This is a genomic window from Gracilibacillus marinus (genome assembly GCF_042651725.1).
Taxonomy (GTDB): domain Bacteria; phylum Bacillota; class Bacilli; order Bacillales; family Amphibacillaceae; genus Gracilibacillus; species Gracilibacillus marinus.
Genome location: NZ_JBHSDV010000001.1, coordinates 1245720 through 1263121 on the forward strand (window position 1 = coordinate 1245720; position 17402 = coordinate 1263121).

The 17402-nt window shown below is 33.1% G+C and carries 15 protein-coding genes; all 15 read left to right on the forward strand.

Features of this window, described 5'->3' with window-relative positions; all coding sequences use genetic code 11:
- The first annotated feature begins 212 nt into the window (after positions 1-212).
- A complete protein-coding gene (gene bshC, locus ACFOZ1_RS05715; protein ID WP_390196950.1) occupies positions 213-1838 on the forward strand; it encodes a bacillithiol biosynthesis cysteine-adding enzyme BshC in 1626 nt (541 codons plus the stop codon).
- A gap of 269 nt (positions 1839-2107) precedes the next feature.
- Positions 2108-2539: a division/cell wall cluster transcriptional repressor MraZ gene (gene mraZ / locus ACFOZ1_RS05720; protein ID WP_390196952.1), complete on the forward strand. Its 432-nt coding sequence runs from the start codon at positions 2108-2110 to the stop codon at positions 2537-2539.
- 47 nt (positions 2540-2586) lie between these two features.
- Entirely contained in the window at positions 2587-3564 is a 978-nt protein-coding gene (rsmH, locus tag ACFOZ1_RS05725; RefSeq protein ID WP_390196955.1) for a 16S rRNA (cytosine(1402)-N(4))-methyltransferase RsmH, read from the forward strand.
- Positions 3564-3947, forward strand: a complete 384-nt coding sequence (ftsL, locus tag ACFOZ1_RS05730) for a cell division protein FtsL (protein ID WP_390196958.1) — start codon at positions 3564-3566, stop codon at positions 3945-3947. Before rsmH ends, ftsL begins: the two co-directional genes overlap by 1 nt.
- Before the next feature lie 10 nt (positions 3948-3957).
- Entirely contained in the window at positions 3958-6105 is a 2148-nt protein-coding gene (locus tag ACFOZ1_RS05735; protein WP_390196960.1) for a penicillin-binding protein, read from the forward strand.
- Positions 6106-6186: 81 nt separating this feature from the next.
- Complete coding sequence (locus ACFOZ1_RS05740; RefSeq protein WP_390196962.1) at positions 6187-8112, forward strand: stage V sporulation protein D; 1926 nt, start codon at positions 6187-6189, stop codon at positions 8110-8112.
- A 92-nt stretch (positions 8113-8204) separates the two neighbouring features.
- Entirely contained in the window at positions 8205-9662 is a 1458-nt protein-coding gene (locus ACFOZ1_RS05745) for a UDP-N-acetylmuramoyl-L-alanyl-D-glutamate--2,6-diaminopimelate ligase (RefSeq protein ID WP_390196964.1), read from the forward strand.
- 68 nt (positions 9663-9730) lie between these two features.
- Positions 9731-10714: a phospho-N-acetylmuramoyl-pentapeptide-transferase gene (gene mraY / locus ACFOZ1_RS05750; RefSeq protein ID WP_390196967.1), complete on the forward strand. Its 984-nt coding sequence runs from the start codon at positions 9731-9733 to the stop codon at positions 10712-10714.
- Positions 10714-12060: a UDP-N-acetylmuramoyl-L-alanine--D-glutamate ligase gene (gene murD / locus ACFOZ1_RS05755; protein ID WP_390196970.1), complete on the forward strand. Its 1347-nt coding sequence runs from the start codon at positions 10714-10716 to the stop codon at positions 12058-12060. The genes mraY and murD overlap by 1 nt, the downstream gene beginning before the upstream one ends.
- A gap of 101 nt (positions 12061-12161) precedes the next feature.
- Positions 12162-13238 carry a stage V sporulation protein E gene (gene spoVE / locus ACFOZ1_RS05760; RefSeq protein ID WP_390198074.1) on the forward strand — a complete coding sequence of 359 codons (1077 nt, stop codon included), beginning with the start codon at positions 12162-12164 and terminating at the stop codon, positions 13236-13238.
- Positions 13239-13322: 84 nt separating this feature from the next.
- Positions 13323-14108 carry a cell division protein FtsQ/DivIB gene (locus ACFOZ1_RS05765; RefSeq protein ID WP_390196973.1) on the forward strand — a complete coding sequence of 262 codons (786 nt, stop codon included), beginning with the start codon at positions 13323-13325 and terminating at the stop codon, positions 14106-14108.
- Positions 14105-14791 (forward strand): DUF881 domain-containing protein, encoded by a 687-nt coding sequence (locus tag ACFOZ1_RS05770; protein ID WP_390196976.1) that lies wholly within the window; start codon positions 14105-14107, stop codon positions 14789-14791. Before ACFOZ1_RS05765 ends, ACFOZ1_RS05770 begins: the two co-directional genes overlap by 4 nt.
- Positions 14792-14796: 5 nt before the next feature.
- Positions 14797-15525, forward strand: a complete 729-nt coding sequence (locus tag ACFOZ1_RS05775) for a DUF881 domain-containing protein (RefSeq protein ID WP_390196979.1) — start codon at positions 14797-14799, stop codon at positions 15523-15525.
- Between the two features lies 1 nt (position 15526).
- The gene (locus ACFOZ1_RS05780) at positions 15527-15913 is read left to right on the forward strand and encodes a small basic family protein (RefSeq protein WP_390196981.1); all 387 of its coding nucleotides are present in this window, start codon (positions 15527-15529) and stop codon (positions 15911-15913) included.
- Positions 15914-16031: 118 nt separating this feature from the next.
- Complete coding sequence (ftsA, locus tag ACFOZ1_RS05785) at positions 16032-17333, forward strand: cell division protein FtsA (protein ID WP_390196984.1); 1302 nt, start codon at positions 16032-16034, stop codon at positions 17331-17333.
- Positions 17334-17402 lie beyond the last annotated feature (69 nt).

Sequence of the window (17402 nt, forward strand, 5' to 3'; positions counted from 1 at the left end):
TCCTATCAACTACAACTTTGTCTTAAGTTTACACATCATTCTTATATTGCGTAACAATACATATGGTATGGTTCATGTTTTGGGTTAGAATACTATGTTTTGTTAGTATATTTGTTTATCTTAAAACAAATTATGTGCAACATTTGATTGAATTTTGTACAATACATATGGACTCATATATATATAATCATAACAAAAGGAGCCTGTAATCGATGTATATCGAATCATTGAAGCTTGAAACGGATAATAAATTTATAAAAGATTATTACAACCAAATTCCTAAATTAATGGAGAATTTTGATTATAATCCATATGAAGAGAGTATATTTCATCAAAGGTTGACGGATTTAAAACATCGTACATTTCAAAGAGATGCATTAGTTACTGTATTAGAACAATTAAATGTACACTGGCAAGCTGACAAGGCAACACTGACACGCATTCAACAATTGAAAGAGAAAGAAAGTGTCGTCGTTATTGGAGGACAGCAAGCAGGATTGCTAACTGGGCCATTATATACCATACATAAAATTATTTCTATTATTCAATTAGCTAAAAAGCAAGAAAGAGAACTCCAAGTTCCTGTTATACCTGTTTTTTGGGTTGCTGGTGAAGATCATGATTATGATGAAATTAACCATGTATATTTGCCTGAAGAAACCACATTTAAAAAAATAACTTGGTATGATCAAGTGAATGATAAACTCTCTGTGTCGCATAAAAAATTCGATAAAGAGATTGGAAGAGAATGGTTACGTGAAGTCTTCTTTCATTTAGAAGAATCTCCATTTACAAAAGGTCTTTATGAGAAGATGTTACGTATATTAGAGGATTCTACGTCTTATACCGATTTTTTTGCAATCTTTATTCAATATTTATTCCGAGGCACTGGATTAGTCTTGATTGATTCTGCAAATGAACAAGTTAGAAAGTTAGAGAGTGAATATTTTCAGCATATGATTAAAAATCAACATGTCATCGCACCTAACGTACAGCGACAGTTACAAAAGCTTCGATTACAAGGTTATCATATCAGTGTTGAAGTAAAAGAAGATGATGGACACTTGTTTATTAAACATAATAATGAACGAATACTGTTAAAAAGAAGTAAAGATATATGGGTTGGTAAAAATAACGAATGTAGCTATAGTGAAAGTGAATTACTTGAAATAGCTCAAAATCAACCAGAGTTACTTAGTAATAATGTAGTGACAAGGCCGTTAATGCAAGAACTTTTATTCCCTACATTAGCTTTTTTAGGTGGTCCGAGCGAAGTTGGATATTGGTCCATTTTAAAACCGTTGTTTGAAACGTTCTCAATCAGTATGCCTCCAGTACTACCACGGGCATCGATTACAATAATCGAGAAAAAAATAAAAAAAGAGTTAACAGAAAGGTCTATGGAATTAAACGATGTGATACGAAATGGCGTGATGGATAAAAAAATTTCATGGCTTGAATCAAAAACAAACAAACCATTATCATTAATGGAGAAAAACATCAAAGAATTGATAGCAAAAGTCCATTCTCCACTGCGTAAAGAAGCAGAAGTGTTAGGTGTCGATATTTTAAATTATGCAAACAAAAATTTAACATATATTGAGAATTATGTAGAAGATATGGTTAGACGTTTGCAAAAAGAAATAGAATCAATACATGAAAAAGAATTACGGAGTTTTGATTTAGTTGAAATGCATTTACATCCTGATAATGGATTTCAAGAACGTGTTTGGAATATTATTTATTATTTAAATAAATTCGGAGAAGATAGTTTGCGTGTATTGTTAGATGCAGAAATGGAAATCAACGATCAGCATTATATTTTTCATATACAATAAGTTTGTGATAAATCAATACTTGTTAGTCCCTATCTATATTAGGTCCTAACAAGTATTGTTTTTTTGTGCTTTAAAATAGTGGTTATGTTAGTTAGCGCACTACGAGAATATCCAAATGAAACAAAAAATGATAATGATTTATATACAAGAATTGTGTTACAAAACGTGCTTGTGCTTTTTTAGCGATAAAAAAATCAAAAACATTTAATTTTTAGTGGTGACTTGTGGGGAGATGTGGTAGGATAATGGTAGAGAGTGGGGTGACCAATATGTTCATGGGTGAATATAGGCATAATATTGATGAAAAAGGCCGTATAATTGTTCCGTCTAAATTTAGAGAAGATTTAGGTAAACAATTTGTTGTTACGCGTGGTCTTGATCAATGTTTATTTGCTTATCCATTGACTGAATGGCGCATATTGGAAGAAAAGTTAAAACAACTCCCCCTAACTAAAAAAGATGCCCGTGCATTTACACGATTCTTTTTTTCAGGCGCAATCGAATGTGAATTAGATAAACAGGGAAGAATAAATATACCACAGACACTTCGCCAGTATGCTCATATAGTGAAGGAATGTGCCGTTATTGGAGTATCTAATCGAGTAGAGTTATGGGCGGCAGATAAATGGGATGGTTTTGTGGAGGAATCAGAGGAGTCCTTTGCAGATTTAGCAGAAAATTTATTAGACTTTGACTTATAAAATGAAAATGGAATATTAAAAAAGGTATAACTAAGCGAGGTGGAAAGATGTTTTCACATTATACAGTGTTGAGAAACGAGACTGTTGACAATTTAAAAATAAATCCGAAAGGGACATATGTTGATTGTACATTAGGTGGTGGAGGCCATTCTGAATACATATTAGAACAATTGGATGTTGATGGTAGACTAATTGCTTTTGATCAAGATCAAGATGCACTAGATGCAGCGAAAGAAAGACTAGAAAAATACAGCGCTAATGTCATCTATGTGAAAAGCAACTTTAAATATTTAAAAGAAAAACTCACTGAATTAGAAATTGATGAGGTAGATGGTATAGTGTTCGATCTTGGTGTATCCTCACCACAATTAGATCGAGCTGAGAGAGGTTTTAGTTATCAACATGATGCTCCACTAGACATGCGAATGGATAGAAGTAATTCCATAAGTGCATATGATGTGATTAATGAATGGAGTTACGAGCAGTTAGTTAGTATTTTTTTCAAATATGGGGAAGAGAAGTTTTCGAAGCAAATTGCTAGGAAAATTGAAGCGCAACGTCAAATAAAAAAAATTGAAACAACTTTTGAACTTGTGGAGATTATTAAGGAAGCAATACCTGCGCCGGCAAGGCGTAAAGGAGGACACCCTGGAAAAAGAATATTCCAAGCAGTTCGAATTGCTGTGAATGATGAACTAAAAGTTTTTCATGATGCATTATACCAAGCAGCATCTGTTGTTAAAATCGGCGGCAGAATTTCAGTAATAACATTTCACTCTTTAGAAGACCGTATATGTAAACAAGCATTTAAAAAGTGGAGCACAACGCCACCACTTCCTAAAAATTTACCTGTTATTCCTGATGAGTTTCAACCACCTTTTCGTTTAATAACGAAAAAGCCAATTGTTGCAACAGAAGAGGAACTAGAAGTAAACAGAAGGTCTAGATCAGCAAAATTAAGAGTAATTGAAAAAGTGAAAGAATGGAATGCCAATTTCAATGAGGAGAAAGGTGGGAATAAATAATGAGTGCAAATCAAGCTAGAAATTTATACACAAATGAAGAGATGTATCAATCCCCACAAAAAAGAAATAAAGTTGTAAAAAAACAAGTAGTAAAACGGAATAGTTGGATTACACGTGGCGAGAAACTAATGTATTCTATTTTTGCAACAATGCTTATTGTTGTTTGTGCATATTTAGTTTATTTCAACTCAAGTCTTGATCAAATAAATAGAGAAACACAAAAATTAGATACACAAATTGCTCAACAAGAAACGAAAATCAAGAATTATACATATGAAAAGAAAGAATTAAGTCAACCAGAGAGAATTATTAACTTTGCAAAAGAACATGGATTAGAGCTTAAGAATTCTAAAGTAAAACAAGCTAGCGAAGTAATTAATTAAGGTGAATCAAATGAACCAAAAAAGTACAAATGTAATGTCTATCATTTGGATGACAATTTTTTCTATCATTTTTCTAATACTTGTTGGTCGATTTTTATTTATTCAAGTTACTGGAGAAGTACAAGGTGTGGACTTGCAAAAATTAGCAGATGAAAAACGCACGAATCAGTACACAATCAATGCAGATAGAGGTACGATTTATGACCGGAATAATATTCCACTAGTACAAGACCATGTCGTCTATCGAATATATGCGATTTTAGATGAAAATCATACGACAAACCCTCTACAACCAAAACACGTTAAGAATATTGATGACGTAGCTACTAAGCTTGCACCTGTTTTAGAAGTAGAAGCAAGTGAAATAAAAGAAGTACTAAAGAATGGAAAAGAAACGGATAAATTTCAAGTGGAATTTGGTAAATATGGAAATGAATTAAGTCAACAAAAAAAAGATGAAATAGAAGCTTTAGATATACCTGGTATTTATTTTTCTGAGGAACCAATTCGTTTTTATCCAAATGGTATGTTCGCTTCACATACGTTAGGTTTAACAAAAAAGGAAAATGAAGAAATTATAGGAATTAGTGGTGTAGAAAGTTTCTATGATGATGTATTGACTGGTAAAGACGGCTATATCTCTTATCAAAGAGATAAATTTAATTATAAGTTACTTAATCCGAAAGAAGTTATAACAGAAGCGGATAATGGTGACCATGTTGTTTTAACATTAGATCAAAAAATTCAAACATTACTTGAAGATTCTCTTACTGAAGTGATGAAAGAATATGAACCTGAACGAATATCAGCTGTTGTAGTTCATGCAAAAACAGGAGAAGTTCTAGCGATGAGTAATAGACCTAGCTTTAATCCAAATAATCTTGGTAATGTAGAAAACTGGTATAATGATGTCATTTCGACACCGTTTGAGCCTGGATCTACAATGAAAATTTTCACATTGGCTGCAGCAATTGAAGAAGGGGTTTGGAACCCTGATGAAACACTCCAATCAGGAACGTATAAAGCAGGAACGAATATAACTGCTATTAATGATTGGCGTCGTAATTGGGGTACAATTACTTATCTAGAAGGCATTCAACGTTCATCTAATGTGGCAGCAGCTAAGTTAGCATATGAAAAGTTAGGGCCAGAGAAATTTTTATCTTATCTAAAAGCATTTGATTTCGATAAAAAAACAGGAATCGATTTATCCAATGAAGTAATTGGGAAGATACAGTATAATTATCCAATTGAACAAATAACTACTGCATTTGGTCAAGGGACAACAACTACACCTATGCAGTTAGTGAAAGCAGCTACAGCTATAACGAATAATGGTAAAATGTTAAAACCATATATTATAAAAGAAATTATTGATGCGGATACTGGAGAAACTTTGACAAAAAGTGAACCAGAAGTAGTAGGGGAACCCATTTCCAGTGAAACCGCACAAGAAACGCTAAAAGTATTAGAAACAGTTATTACGTCGAAAGTTGGTACAGGATATAATCGTTACAAATTGGATGGTTATTCTTTAGCTGGGAAGACAGGTACTGCACAAATCCCTAACTCAGAGACGAATAAAGGTTATTTAACTGGTCGTAACAATTATGTATTCTCATTTTTAGGAATGGCTCCTGCAAATGACCCTGAGTTAATTATGTATGTATCAGTAAAACAACCAAATCTAAAAGATGATGAACCAGATTCTGCTCCTGTTTCATTTATATTTAACAATGTAATGGAAAATAGCATGCGTTATTTAAATATTGATACAGATCAAGAGAAGTTAGAACCAGTAAAATTGGCAACAATACCGGAGTGGCGTAATGCTACAGTGGATGAATATAAAGCCTTACTTGAAGAAGTGGGTATCCAGCCAATTATTATCGGAAATGGCAAAAATATTGTTCGTGTCAATGTAGATGCCAATGCAAAAGTGACTGCAAATGAAAAAATTATCGTTTTAACAGATCAACCAACAATGCCGAATGTAAAAGGATGGGCATTAAGAGATGTCATTACATTACAAGAAATGATCGGTATTGAAGTTAAATGGTCTGGTGAAGGTTATGTAAAGAAACAGGATATTAAAGAAGGTACAGAATTAAAATCAGGTGATATATTGACTATCGAATTGGCATCACCAACGAGTTAATCCTAGAGCACAGTGTTCTATTCTATTTGAATGAATCATATATTGGGACAAAAAGTTACTTTTTCTAAAAGGAGTAATCGAATGAAACAAATAACCAATATGATTGTTCAAAAAAGAATTGTCACTGTGTTTCTTATTGTCTTTATTATATTAAGTATTATTTTAATTCGATTGGGATACGTGCAATTTGTGTTACAAGACTTTCTCATCGGACAGGCTGAAGCGCTTTGGAGTAGAGATATTGTTTTTGAACCTGAGAGAGGAAAGATTTTAGATCGGAATGGTGAGGTGCTTGCAGAAAATGTATCTGCTCCGACTGTAATGGTTGTACCTAGGCAAGTGACAGACAAAGAAGATACAGCTAAATCGTTAGCTGAAGTATTAGGCATGCCTTATGATAATGCACTTGAAGCTGTTTCTCGTAATGAACGAATTGTTCGACTTCATCCTGAAGGTAGGAAGATAAGTGAAGAAAAAGCAAATGCAGTACAAAATCTAAATTTGGATGGAGTGTATATTGCTGAAGATTCAATTCGTCATTATCCTAAAGGGACTTATTTATCACATGTATTAGGATTTAGTGGGATAGATAATCAAGGTTTAACAGGACTTGAACTAACATATGATGAAGAATTGAGCGGAGAAAAAGGCAGTTTATCATTTTATAGTGATGCAAAAGGGAAGAAATTAGCTCAAAAAGCTGACAAATATGTTCCACCAGTAGATGGAGCAAATTTACAGCTAACTATTGACGATAAAGTACAAACTATTATTGAACGAGAATTAGATATTGCCTTCGAGAAATATAATCCGGATGGTGCCATTGCAATTGCTGTAAATCCATATGACGGTAGTGTGTTGGGAATGTCATCGAGACCTAACTTCGATCCCGCTAATTATCAAAATATTGATTCGGAAATATATAACCGCAATTTGCCTGTTTGGAGTACATATGAACCAGGATCAACATTTAAAATTATAACTCTTGCGGCAGCTTTAGAAGAGAATAAAGTAAATTTAACTGAAGATACGTATTATGATAAAGGTTCCATAGAAGTTGGCGGAACGCATTTACATTGTTGGCATAGTGGTGGACATGGAGAACAAACTTTTTTAGAAGTCGTACAGAATTCTTGTAACCCTGGTTTTATTGTGTTAGGTCAAAAATTAGGAAAAGAAAAATTATTTTCTTACATCGACGCATTTGGATTCGGTAAAAAAACAGGCATAGATTTACAAGGAGAAGCGAATGGTATTTTGTTCTCTCTTGATAGAGTAGGGCCTGTAGAGCTTGCTACAACATCTTTTGGTCAAGGTGTATCAGTCACTCCGATTCAACAAGTAATGGCTGTTTCTGCTGCAGTAAATGGTGGTTATTTATATGAACCATTTGTAGCAAAATCGATTATAGACCCAATTACTGGAGAAATTATTAAAGAAAAAAAACCAGTGATGAAAAAAAGAGTCATCTCAAAAGATACTTCAAAACAGGTTCGTGAAGCATTAGAACATGTCGTGTCATTAGGTACTGGTAGAGGTGCATATGTAGAGGGATATCGCGTTGGTGGTAAAACCGGAACCGCTCAAAAAGTAGGACAAAACGGTCAGTATATGGAAAACAATTATGTTGTATCATTTATCGGTTTTGCGCCAGCTAATAATCCAGAGATTGTTGTATATGTAGCTGTAGATAATCCAAAAGGTACCGTGCAATTTGGTGGAGTAGTTGCAGCTCCAATTGTTGGTACGATTATTGAAGATAGTCTGAGGGCACTTGGTGTAGAGAAACAACAAGGAGGTATTGAAAAAGAGTATCGTTGGCCAGATGTACCAACAGTTGAAGTTCCTGATTTAATTGGATTAAATAAAAGTGAGCTACCTCAATATATGCTTTCATTGCAGATTGATACAGTTGGAGAAGGTAAGTACATTATTAACCAGGCACCAGAAGCAGGTGAAAAAGTTGAAGAAGGTAGTAAAATAAGGATTGTATTAGGAGATAAATAGTTACAAAGATTTATCGAAATTTGGGATACAATCTGCTATAATAGTATAGTTGTAAAATTATAAATGGAGTATTTCAGAGAAAAGGTGATAGAATGCAAAAATTAACAGAAATATTAAGAAAAGTACCTTCCTATACATGTAAAGATTCCATTGACCACATAGAAGTGAATGGCATCGAGATGGACCATCGAAAGGTCAAAAACAATCACATATTTATTTGCATTAAAGGATATACAGTAGATGGACACGATTATGCAGAATTAGCTGTTGAAAACGGAGCGGTTGTAGTGATTGCAGAGAGACAATTACAATTAAATGTACCTGTAATTGTTGTAGGCAATACATCTAAATTATTGCCACTCATTGCGGCAACATATTATCAGAATCCTTCACGTCATTTTCCTTTAATTGGTGTAACAGGTACTAACGGTAAAACAACTGTTACACATTTAATTGATGAAATGTTCCAAGCAACAAATAAAAAAACTGGTATTATTGGAACAATAGAAATGCGAATTAATAATAAGGTGACAGAAGTGAAAAATACTACTCCGGATAGTTTATTTTTGCAGGAGAGTTTTGAAAAAATGCGCTTAGAAGCAGTTGATGTCGGGATAATGGAAGTTTCCTCACATGCATTAGATCAAGGTAGGGTAAACGGCGCGGATTTTGATATAGCTATATTTACGAATTTAACCCAAGATCATTTAGACTACCATAAAACAATGGACCATTATTTATTTGCTAAAAGTCTTTTGTTCGCACAATTAGGCAATGACTACACTACAAACAAATATGCGGTTATCAATATCGATGATGAGAATAGTGCATTTGTAAGTAGAGCAACAGCTCAACCCATTATTACGTACGCCATTAATCAGAAAGCTGACTTTTATGCTACAAATATTCAGTTGAAGTCAGATGGAACGGACTTTATCATGCATACACCTATTGGAAAAATAGAAATAACGAGTAAACTAATGGGGAATTTTAGTATATATAATATGCTTGCGGCAAGTGCAGCAGCGTACTGTTCTAATATTGAATTAGATGTAATAAAGCACGTTCTCAATCATACTAGTGGTGTAAGAGGTAGGTTTGAACCGATTTTAAATGACAAAGGATTTGGAGTTATCGTAGATTATGCACACACACCAGATTCACTTGAAAATGTTTTAAAAACGGCTAAAGGATTTTGTAATGGAAAGATATTTGCTATAGTTGGATGCGGAGGCGACCGTGACAAAACCAAAAGACCATTAATGGCAAATGTAGCTTGTGAGTATGCCGATACAGCAATATTCACTTCTGATAATCCAAGATCAGAAGACCCGCAAGCAATCATTACAGATATGATTGAAGATATAAAAAAAGAAAACTATCAAGTAATTATTGATCGTTATAAAGCAATTGAACAGGCGATTAATCAAGCTAAACCGAATGATATTGTGTTGATTGCAGGTAAAGGACATGAAACATATCAAATTATCGGTGATACAGTTCATGATTTTGATGACGCTGAAGTTGCTCGTCAACTATTAAATAAATAATGATTATTGTAAGTGAGTAGAGATCGTTTCTCAATAATGGGAAAGTAAGCAGATAGGAGAGAACATGAATGAGTCAATATACTTTTTTAATTACTATAGCCATAGCATTTTTGATAACAGTCTTACTATCCCCAATTTTTATACCGTTTCTAAAACGATTGAAATTTGGACAGAGTATTCGTGAAGAAGGACCAAAATCTCATCAAAAAAAATCTGGCACACCAACAATGGGCGGATTGATGATTATTGTAAGTATCGTCATAACGAGTGCAATTGTTATCGCAAAAGTAAATGGTGGTGTTTTGAATTATGAATTTTGGTTGTTAATGCTAGTTTTAATTGGATTTGGACTATTAGGCTTCTTAGATGACTTTATTAAAGTAGTTATGAAAAGAAACTTAGGATTGAATTCAAAGCAAAAGTTGCTTGGTCAGATTATTATATCCATCATTTTTTACATTGTATTGAAAAATCAACAATTTGATACAAGTATTACTGTGCCAGGAACAGACTTTTCATTGGAACTAGGCTGGTTTTATGCAGTTTTTATAATAGTTATGCTAGTTGGTGCATCTAATGCTGTGAATTTAACAGACGGACTTGATGGATTATTGGCAGGAACAGCAGCTGTAGCATTTGGTGCTTTTGCTATTTTGGCATGGTATAGCACGCAAAGTTTGTCTATCACATTATTTGCGCTTAGTGTAGTTGGAGCGCTTTTAGGCTTTCTTGTCTTCAATGCACATCCAGCTAAAGTGTTTATGGGCGATACTGGATCGCTTGCTTTAGGTGGAGTCATTGCTGCCATCTCTATATTGTTGAAAATGGAGATTTTATTAATCATTATTGGTGGTGTTTTTGTAATAGAAACATTATCTGTAATCATTCAAGTTATTTCCTTTAAAACAACAAGAAAGAGAGTTTTTCTTATGAGTCCATTGCATCATCATTATGAATTAAAAGGATGGAGTGAATGGCGAGTTGTAACGACTTTTTGGCTTGTAGGAATACTTTTTGCGATATTAGGTATTTATATTGAGGTGTTAGCATAATGAGAAAATTAGAAGGTTTTCCCTATAAGAAAGTGCTCGTGTTAGGTTTAGCAAAAAGCGGTACTGCTGTAAGTCAATTACTTCATCGTCAAGGGATAGATGTTGTTGTAAATGATCTAAAAGCGCAAGATGATAATCCATCTGTCCATTTATTGAGAAGTCTCGAAATAAAAGTCATCATAGGGGATCATCCATTAGATTTATTAGACGATATTGATGTTATTATTAAAAATCCTGGAATTCCTTATGAAAATCCTCTGTTAGAAGTGGCACAATCTAAAAAGATACCTATTTTGACTGAAATTGAACTATTACATTACTTGCATGTCAATGATTTGATTGGTATTACAGGATCAAATGGAAAAACAACGACAACCACATTGATTTCAGAAATGTTGAAAGAAAGTTCCATTCCATCAAGAATTGCTGGAAATATTGGACATGTAGCATCTGAAGTAGCAGAGAACTTAGCTGAGAATGAAACAATGGTAGTTGAATTGTCCTCATTCCAATTGATGGGTATTGAATATTTTAAACCAAAAGTAGCGGTTCTTCTGAATATCTTTGAGGCACATTTAGATTACCACAAAACATTAGAAAACTATAAATATGCGAAAGCTAATTTATTTAGCAATCAGACAGAAGAAGAATATCTGGTCTATAATGCCGATGATGAACAAGTTAATGAAATGATAAAAAAAGCAAATGCAAAACTTGTGCCATTTAGCCGTAAATCAAAGCTACCTAATGGCGCTTATGCTGATGATACGTATATTTACTACAATAATACAAAAGTAATGAAAATTGATGATATTGCATTAGTAGGTTCGCATAATTTAGAGAACATTCTTGCTGCAGTAGCCACAGCTAAATTGTATAATGTATCAAATGAAGCGATAAAAAATGTGTTACAAACTTTTGTTGGTGTTGCGCATCGCTTACAATTTGTTGCAAATAAAGAAGACCGATTGTTTTATAATGACTCAAAAGCAACCAATATCTTAGCGACAACGAAAGCATTACAGGCTTTTCAGAAACCAATTATTTTACTTGCTGGAGGATTAGATCGCGGAAATAGTTTTGATGGACTTAAACCTTATATGAGCAACGTAAAAGGAATGGTTGTTTTTGGAGAAACAGCTAGTAAGTTGATAGATTTAGGTAAAGAAATTGGATTAGAGAATATAGAAAAAGTAAATAACATGGAAGAAGCAGTGAAATGCGCTTTTCAATTATCCTCACCGAATGAAGTTGTTTTATTGTCTCCAGCATGTGCGAGTTGGGATCAATACGCAACATTTGAAGAGAGAGGTAACATGTTTATGAATTCTGTGCATAAATTATAGTAGGGGCTTGTCTATTATAATGTGCTCAGTAAATCGTTTTGCCCCTGATTATATCTAATTAGGGGGTTTTTTTATTGAACAAACAGTTAACCACTGGAAAAATGGATTACGTATTATTCTCTTTAATTATCATTATATTAATAATAGGAACACTTATGGTATATAGTGCTTCATCTATATGGGCAACATATAAGTTTGATGATGCGTTGTATTTCATTAAACGTCAATTGTTGTTTGCGGGTACTGGCGTTGTAGCGATGTTATTTGTATCACATATTCCATATTTTTATTGGATTAAACATCGGAAATGGATTTTTATTAGTTGTATCTTACTATTAATCGCTGTATTAATACCAGGTGTTGGAATGGTACGAGGTGGTGCAAGAAGTTGGATTGGTGTAGGTGCTTTTAGTATTCAACCTGCTGAGTTCATGAAGTTAGGCATGATTCTATTTTTAAGTGGATATCTAGTCAAGCATCAATCAAAGATTACTATTTTTAAAAAAGGATTTTTACCACCTCTTCTACTTATCGTAAGTTTGTTTCTATTAATTATGTTACAACCTGATTTAGGGACTGGTATGGTTTTTATTTTAACTAGTTTTTTATTATTGTTTATTGCAGGTGCACGAATTTCTCACTTCTTCATATTAATTGGATTCGGAATCATTGGATTTGTTTTGTTAATATTGTCTGCACCATATCGAATTAATCGCATTACATCTTTTCTTGATCCTTGGCAAGATCCATTAGGAACAGGGTTTCAAATTATTCAGTCATTATATGCGATCGGACCTGGTGGATTATTTGGTGTGGGTTATGGAAATAGTCTACAAAAGTATTTTTACTTACCTGAACCTCACAATGACTTTATTTTTGCAATTATTGCAGAAGAATTAGGGTTTATTGGCGGATTCATTGTCATTTTATTGTTCTTATTATTCATTTGGAGAGGGATATTAGTAAGCTTGTATGCACCAGATTTATTCGCGCGCTTCCTTAGTATTGGCATTGTAGGAATGATTGCAATACAAGTAATGATAAACATTAGTGTTGTTATCGGATTAATACCTGTAACTGGTATAACGTTACCTTTTTTAAGTTATGGTGGTTCATCATTGACTTTAACATTATGCTCTGTGGGTATATTATTGAATATTAGTAAATATCGGAAGTGACTTTCTTGCATAAAATAGTAGCTAGTATATAGATGTATGCTATAATTAGACTTAAGAATTTTCGATAAAAGGAAGTTAATTTGTATGGAACAAAAAAGAGTTGTTTCAATTGAAGATAGAATACCACAATTGAAAAAAGAAAGAAGAAAAAAAGCAAACCGTAAAATAACGATGTATGTGATTGTATTTTTTCTTCTTTTATTTGTTGTTATTTATTTACAATCACCGTTAAGTTATGTTAAAAGTATAGATGTAGAAGGAGAAGTGTTGATTTCAGAAGAAGAGATAATTACATTATCTGATATTGATCATTATACAAATTTTTGGGGCATTCAGAAAAAAGATATTCAAGAAAAGCTCGAAAAGCATCCACAAATTAGTGAAGTAAATATGGAGAAAAAATACTTAACAAATGGCATCATTCTACATATAAAAGAATTGAATTATGTAGGTAACATGCAAACAGAAAATGGATTGGTTCCGTTACTAGAAAATGGCAATAGTTTAACAGAGTTTTCTAATAATAGTATAGTACGCTCTGTACCTTTGTTAGTTAACTTTGACAATTATCCTAACATAGAGCGTCTAGCTAAAGAATTGAATAAATTACCTAGATATATTCATGCATTAATTTCTGAAATACAATGGGCACCAACAGATACAAATCAACAAAAATTAATATTGTTTATGACAGATGGTTATCAAGTAGAAATCACAGCAAGAAGTTTTGCTGACTTATTGACTTCTTATCCTTCTATAGTCAACCAACTTGAGGATGGGGTACCTGGAGTCATTACAATTGATGAAGCAGGTGCGGTATTTACACCTTTTGATTCAGGTAAATCAGAGAGGATTGACAAGGTAGAATGAGAAATAGAAGGCTTATGTACGCCCTTGTCTTTTTTGTATTAGGCTTTTTAATTACGATAAGTTTTGAACATGCGAGGACAGAAAGCGATATTGTACAATTAGGTGGAGAAGAATGGGAAGAAGAATTTTTTTATCGTAATCAACTTATCGAACTGGAAGAAAAAAATAAACAATTGCGTTCTGAGCTAAATCAAATGAAACAAGAGATTAATAAAGTAGAAGCGTCTTTGTCTGACGAAAAAGACTCCATTCATCATCTAGTAGATATGAAGAACAAATTGCAAAAATTAACAGGTGCTTTACCAATTAAAGGGGAAGGAATTCAAATAACATTAGAAGATGCTACGTATGTTCCGAATGAAGAACATGCAAATAACTACATTGTTCATGACCGACATATACATACTGTAATAAACGAATTGTACAGTGCCGGCGCAAAGGCTATCTCGATAAATGGACAAAGAATATTTAGAAGTAGTCATATTACATGTGTGGGGCCAGTTATTTTAATAGATGGCCAAACATATCCAGCGCCTTTTGTTATTTCTGCAATTGGTGATAGTGAAATATTAAATGTTAGTTTGCAATTAAAAAATGGTGTGATGGATTACTTAGTCCAAGATCATGTGCAAGTGACTATTGAAAAAAAGGGCACAATTGAAATGCAAGCGAAGGAATTGTGAATAGTATGCAAAAGATATCAAGAAAAGCCCTGCTTTCTGTCAGTTTTATTTGTTTTCTCATAGGTTTTATGATTGCCGTTTTGTTTGAAGCTGAAAGTTCTCAAAAGACTCAAGACTCACGCGATTTATGGGAAATCAGATCTGCCATAGCGGAACAGCAACAACAACAACAACATTTATATGATGAAATTACGATACATGAGGAGTTACTATCTAATTATGAGGAGAAATCTGAACATATTCAAATAGAGACATTGAATGATTCAATCAAATTGTTAGAAGAACAAGCAGGTTTGATAGAGAAGAAAGGTAATGGCGTTATTATTACATTTCAACCAATCTTTTTAGAAGATCAACCATATCAGATTTATCCAAAAATCAACGCAGATTTATTACATATAGTGGTGAATCAGTTAAATCAATTTGGTGCAACAGATATAGTAATTGATCAAGAACGATTAATCAATATATCTCCAATCAGAAATGTAAATGATAAAGTATATGTAAATAATAGTCCTATCAGTGATTTACCATTAGAAATTAAAGTCCTCACAAATAATGTCGACAGTCTGATAAATCATATGGAAGTAAGTGAAGTAATTGATTACTTAGCTATGGAAAATATTAAATTGACGTTTGAAAAAGCAAGTGATTTATATTTGCAACCATATGAAGGTACGATCGATATGTCAGGAATTGAAATATCAGAACAAGCGGAAGAGGATGTAAATTAAAATGTGGGTACCTATAGTGTTTTTAATTATTGGATTAACTTTAGGATTATTAACAAACTTTACAATACCACCAGCATATACTAATTACCTATCAATAGCTGTTTTAGCTGCGTTAGATACTTTGTTTGGAGGCATACGGGCACAATTAGAAGGCAAATTTGTTCATACGATTTTTATTTCTGGTTTTTTCTTTAATGTAACTTTAGCAGCTTTTCTTGCTTTTTTAGGCGTACAATTAGGTATTGATTTATACTTAGCAGCAATATTTGCATTTGGCGTACGCTTGTTTCAAAATCTTGCTATAATTAGAAGATTATTTTTTGATAACTTACAAAAAAACAAGAAAAAGGAAAGAATTGAGAACTTGTCTAATAAAAAAGACAATTAATATGAACTTTTTTCAGATATTCATGTAAAAATTACTTTATATTTATTATAATAGTTTGTAACATAGTTTATGTATAACAATTTAAAAATATTCCATGTATAGAAATAGGAGGTGCCTCATGGACAACAACGAAATTTTAGTCAGCCTGGATATAGGTACATCAAAAATTAAAGTTATTATCGGTGAAGTAGTTGGAGATTCGTTAAATATTATCGGAGTAGGATCCTCTAAATCATTAGGTATGAAAAAAGGGGCTATTGTAGATATTGATGAAACAGTTCAATCCATTAAATCAGCTGTTGAGCAGGCAGAACGAATGGTAGATGTACATATTGATAGAGTAGTAGTAGGTATTAACGGAAACCACATTCAATTGCAGCCATGTCACGGAGTAGTAGCTGTATCTAGTGATGATAAAGAAATTAAAGAGGAAGATATTCACAGAGTAATGGATGCCGCTCAAGTTATGTCCATTCCACCTGAAAGAGAAATTGTTGACGTTATACCAAAACAATTTATTGTAGACGGATTAGATGAAATTCGTGACCCAAGAGGGATGATTGGTGTAAGATTAGAAATGCAAGGAACAATTATTACATGTTCGAAAACAATGTTACATAATATTTTGAAATGTGTGGAAAAAGCTGGTTTAACTGTAATGGACTTATGTTTGCATCCATTAGCAACAGGTGAAGTTGCTTTATCAAAAGACGAAAAAAACTTAGGTGTAGCTTTAATAGATATTGGTGGTGGAAGCACAACAGTATCCGTATTTGAACATGGTACGTTAGTCGGTACAAGTGTCTTACCATTAGGCGGATATAACATCACTAAAGATCTATCTATTGGTCTTCGCACAACAACAGAAGAAGCTGAGAATATAAAGCTAAATCATGGACATGCTTTTTATGATGATGCAAGTGAAGAAGAAACAATGGAAGTAAATATTATTGGAAGCAACAAAAGGGAAGAATTCAATCAACTTGATTTAGTAGAAATTATTGAAGCTAGATTAGAAGAAATATTAGTTTATAGTGCGAGAGAAATTCAAAAAATGGGATACAACGATTTGCCTGGTGGTATTGTATTAACAGGTGGTACAATGAGTATGCCCGGTGCATGTGATTTAGCGCAATACATATACCAGACAAATGTACGTATAGCAATTCCTGATTATATCGGTGTACGTGAACCTCAGTACACTGCAGGTATAGGTATCTTGAAATTTGCTTATAAGAATGCGAAAATACAGGGGAAAGAGTTTTCTGGAGCGATTTCTGCTTCTAATCAAACAGAAAGTAGAAACGAAGAACATTACAGAACGGAATCTGTTAAACAACCGAAACAAGCGAAGCAACAAAAGAAAAAAGAGAAAAAGGATCCAAAACTAGCAAATATCTTTAAGTATTTCTTTGACTAGTTAGTAAGCAAAAAACACAAAGAGATTTAAACTACACATAAAAACTAGCAAAATTGGGAGGAAAATAGA

What these genes read in the sequence shown, in the direction of transcription:
- ACFOZ1_RS05775 (WP_390196979.1), top strand. Translation starts at nt 14,797, where the DNA reads ATGCAAAAGATATCAAGAAAAGCCCTGCTTTCTGTCAGTTTTATTTGT.
- mraY (WP_390196967.1), top strand. Translation starts at nt 9,731, where the DNA reads ATGAGTCAATATACTTTTTTAATTACTATAGCCATAGCATTTTTGATA.
- bshC (WP_390196950.1), top strand. Translation starts at nt 213, where the DNA reads ATGTATATCGAATCATTGAAGCTTGAAACGGATAATAAATTTATAAAA.
- ACFOZ1_RS05745 (WP_390196964.1), top strand. Translation starts at nt 8,205, where the DNA reads ATGCAAAAATTAACAGAAATATTAAGAAAAGTACCTTCCTATACATGT.
- mraZ (WP_390196952.1), top strand. Translation starts at nt 2,108, where the DNA reads ATGTTCATGGGTGAATATAGGCATAATATTGATGAAAAAGGCCGTATA.
- rsmH (WP_390196955.1), top strand. Translation starts at nt 2,587, where the DNA reads ATGTTTTCACATTATACAGTGTTGAGAAACGAGACTGTTGACAATTTA.
- spoVE (WP_390198074.1), top strand. Translation starts at nt 12,162, where the DNA reads ATGGATTACGTATTATTCTCTTTAATTATCATTATATTAATAATAGGA.
- ACFOZ1_RS05740 (WP_390196962.1), top strand. Translation starts at nt 6,187, where the DNA reads ATGAAACAAATAACCAATATGATTGTTCAAAAAAGAATTGTCACTGTG.
- ftsL (WP_390196958.1), top strand. Translation starts at nt 3,564, where the DNA reads ATGAGTGCAAATCAAGCTAGAAATTTATACACAAATGAAGAGATGTAT.
- ACFOZ1_RS05735 (WP_390196960.1), top strand. Translation starts at nt 3,958, where the DNA reads ATGAACCAAAAAAGTACAAATGTAATGTCTATCATTTGGATGACAATT.
- ACFOZ1_RS05765 (WP_390196973.1), top strand. Translation starts at nt 13,323, where the DNA reads ATGGAACAAAAAAGAGTTGTTTCAATTGAAGATAGAATACCACAATTG.
- ACFOZ1_RS05780 (WP_390196981.1), top strand. Translation starts at nt 15,527, where the DNA reads ATGTGGGTACCTATAGTGTTTTTAATTATTGGATTAACTTTAGGATTA.
- ftsA (WP_390196984.1), top strand. Translation starts at nt 16,032, where the DNA reads ATGGACAACAACGAAATTTTAGTCAGCCTGGATATAGGTACATCAAAA.
- murD (WP_390196970.1), top strand. Translation starts at nt 10,714, where the DNA reads ATGAGAAAATTAGAAGGTTTTCCCTATAAGAAAGTGCTCGTGTTAGGT.
- ACFOZ1_RS05770 (WP_390196976.1), top strand. Translation starts at nt 14,105, where the DNA reads ATGAGAAATAGAAGGCTTATGTACGCCCTTGTCTTTTTTGTATTAGGC.